This is a genomic window from Rhizobium sp. 01T417 (assembly GCF_056398905.1).
The window spans coordinates 1-2,233 of record NZ_JBFTQH010000123.1; the positions used below are offsets into that span (position 1 = coordinate 1).

2 protein-coding genes are annotated in these 2,233 nt (G+C 59.2%); both read left to right on the top strand.

Annotation, left to right across the window (positions count from 1 at the left end; all coding sequences use genetic code 11):
* The coding region (locus AC1DPR_RS31860) for an MmgE/PrpD family protein (RefSeq protein ID WP_477818009.1) at positions 1–1,128 on the top strand (1,128 nt) is incomplete at its 5' end.
* On the top strand, positions 1,100–2,146 hold the full coding sequence (locus AC1DPR_RS31865) for a Bug family tripartite tricarboxylate transporter substrate binding protein (protein ID WP_477818010.1): 1,047 nt from the start codon (positions 1,100–1,102) through the stop codon (positions 2,144–2,146). The genes AC1DPR_RS31860 and AC1DPR_RS31865, both read left to right, overlap by 29 nt.
* Positions 2,147–2,233 lie beyond the last annotated feature (87 nt).

Below are 2,233 nucleotides of genomic sequence, written 5' to 3' on the forward strand. Positions count from 1 at the left end.
GAGTACGGGAAGATGCTGGTCGCCAGCACGTTGGCAAGCGCGGCACTTGGCTCGACGCTGGACTCGAGCAAGATTGTTCGAGCCCTGGAGACCAACYGTGGAGGATCGCCCGAGTCGACCGCGTGGTTCGCCAACTGGGGGTCTCTCCCCGTCGTTGCCGCCGCAAGAATCAATGCACTGATGAGCGATGCTGYCGCCTCCGATGACRGTGACCTGCGTAACATCGTGCACAGTGGCACGCAAGCCTGTGCCGCGGCGATTGCTGTCGGGGAGAAGGTCGGTGCAACAGGGGAAGAGGTGGTCGCTGCGGTGGTTCTCGGCTACGAAGTGGCCGGGAACATCAACACCGCCATGATCGGAGGTCTACAACGCAAGGGCTTCCACGGATGCGTAGTGGCCACGTTCGCTGCCGCCGCCGCGGCTGCACGTCTACTAAGGCTAGACGCGGATGCGGCTGGCCATGCCATGGCGTTGGCGGCGACCTCTATGGGAGGACTTCATGCTGCTGCCGCAACCAGCTTAGCGCGGGAATACCACGCAGGAAACGCCGCGATGATGGGCGTCAACGGTGCGTTGGCCGCGCACTTGGGCTACACCGCTGAACTTGGCACTTTCGAAATGAAACGAGGCTTCTTCGAGACCCTCGGCGCCGGAGTGCAGGCTGACAATGTTATTGGTCATCTGGGAGACAAATGGTGCATCCTCACGGAACTAGGTATCAAGCTAGTGCCGGGTGGGTCGCCGTTTCATGCTGTTGCCGAGGCATCAGCCAATGCGGCACGTCGGGGCAACCTAGATGTCATGAACATCCGAAGGATCGAGTTCACACTCGACAAAGTCTTCCGTGAGGATGCCGAGGTCGCGGATAAGGCCAAGTACAAGAGTGGTGCAATCGTTCGCATCGAAACGGTGGACGGAGAGACCATCGAAGAGCACGTCCGATACCCAAAGGGCGCCGCAGTACGCGGAATCACCTGGCTTGAAATTGAAAGCAAGTACCGATCGTTGATGCCGCACGGTGGCTTGACCGCGCAGCAGATATCGGAATCCTTCGAAGTCATCCGCACATTGGAGACGCTGCCGGATGTGCGGAGACTTATTGACGCCCTTTGCCCTGGTAGACCGTAGCAGGCACGTGCGGCGCGAGATAAAAATATTGGAGACAAGAATGACAACTGTTTGCAAATTGCAGCAAGCTGCCCTGGTCGCATTAACGTTCTGCTCGCTTCCGCTGGCCCACGGGTCTGAATCATATCCTTCGCACCCGATCAAGGTGGTCGTCCCCGTCTCAGCCGGAGGGTGGGGTGATATTACGACTCGGATCGTTGCTCAGCGACTCGGACAAGAGCTTGGGCAACCCGTCGTAGTGGAGAACAGGCCTGGCGGTGGCGGTTTGGTGGGTATCCGCTATACGAAGGCGGAGGCTGCGGATGGATATACGTTGATGTCGACCGGAGGGACGCTTTCAATCCAGCATGCCCTCTCCCGCGAGACTGGCATTGACGCGATGAAGGACTTTGTGTCAGTCGCTTCGATGGTCCGCTCGCCGGCCGTGGTGGTTACGGGTGCAGGGACCGAGTACAAGACGCTGGCCGATGTACTCAAAGGCGCAAAGGCGAGTCGCGGTGCGATCAGCTACGCGTCGGCCGGCATCGGAACGACGACGCATATCGCGGCGGAAATGATGCTGAAGCAAGCGGGTGTACAAATGCTCCACATCCCGTACAAGGGGAACGGGGCGGCGATGCCCGACGTAATTGCTGGGCGCGTGAGCTTCATGGTTGATGCATATGGCAGTAGCGCGTCCAATCTGGGAGGTGGAAAGCTGAGGGCGCTGGCCGTCACATCGCAAGAACGTCTGAAGCTCCTTCCGAACGTCCCGACGATCGCAGAACAAGGCTTGCCGGGGTTCAGCTACTACTACTGGCTGGGGCTCTTTGCGCCCGCCGGTACGCCGCGAGACGTGGTGGAGAAGATCTCCGCCGCCTTGGCGAAGACCATGAAGGACCCACAGGTGACAGAACGGCTTCAGGCAGATGGTACCGAGCCATACTTCAAGAATCCTGCTGAGTTTGCGTCATTCGTTCGGAAAGACGTCGTGGAAACGTCGGCCTTGATAGAGAAGCTGAACGTTCAGAAGCAATGAGCCATGGGGTTTCTTGACGGCTCGTGACGGGCCGCCGAGGATGGCGTCGGATGAAAAGGAGTTGAGACGTGTTCCAGGGATCAAGGC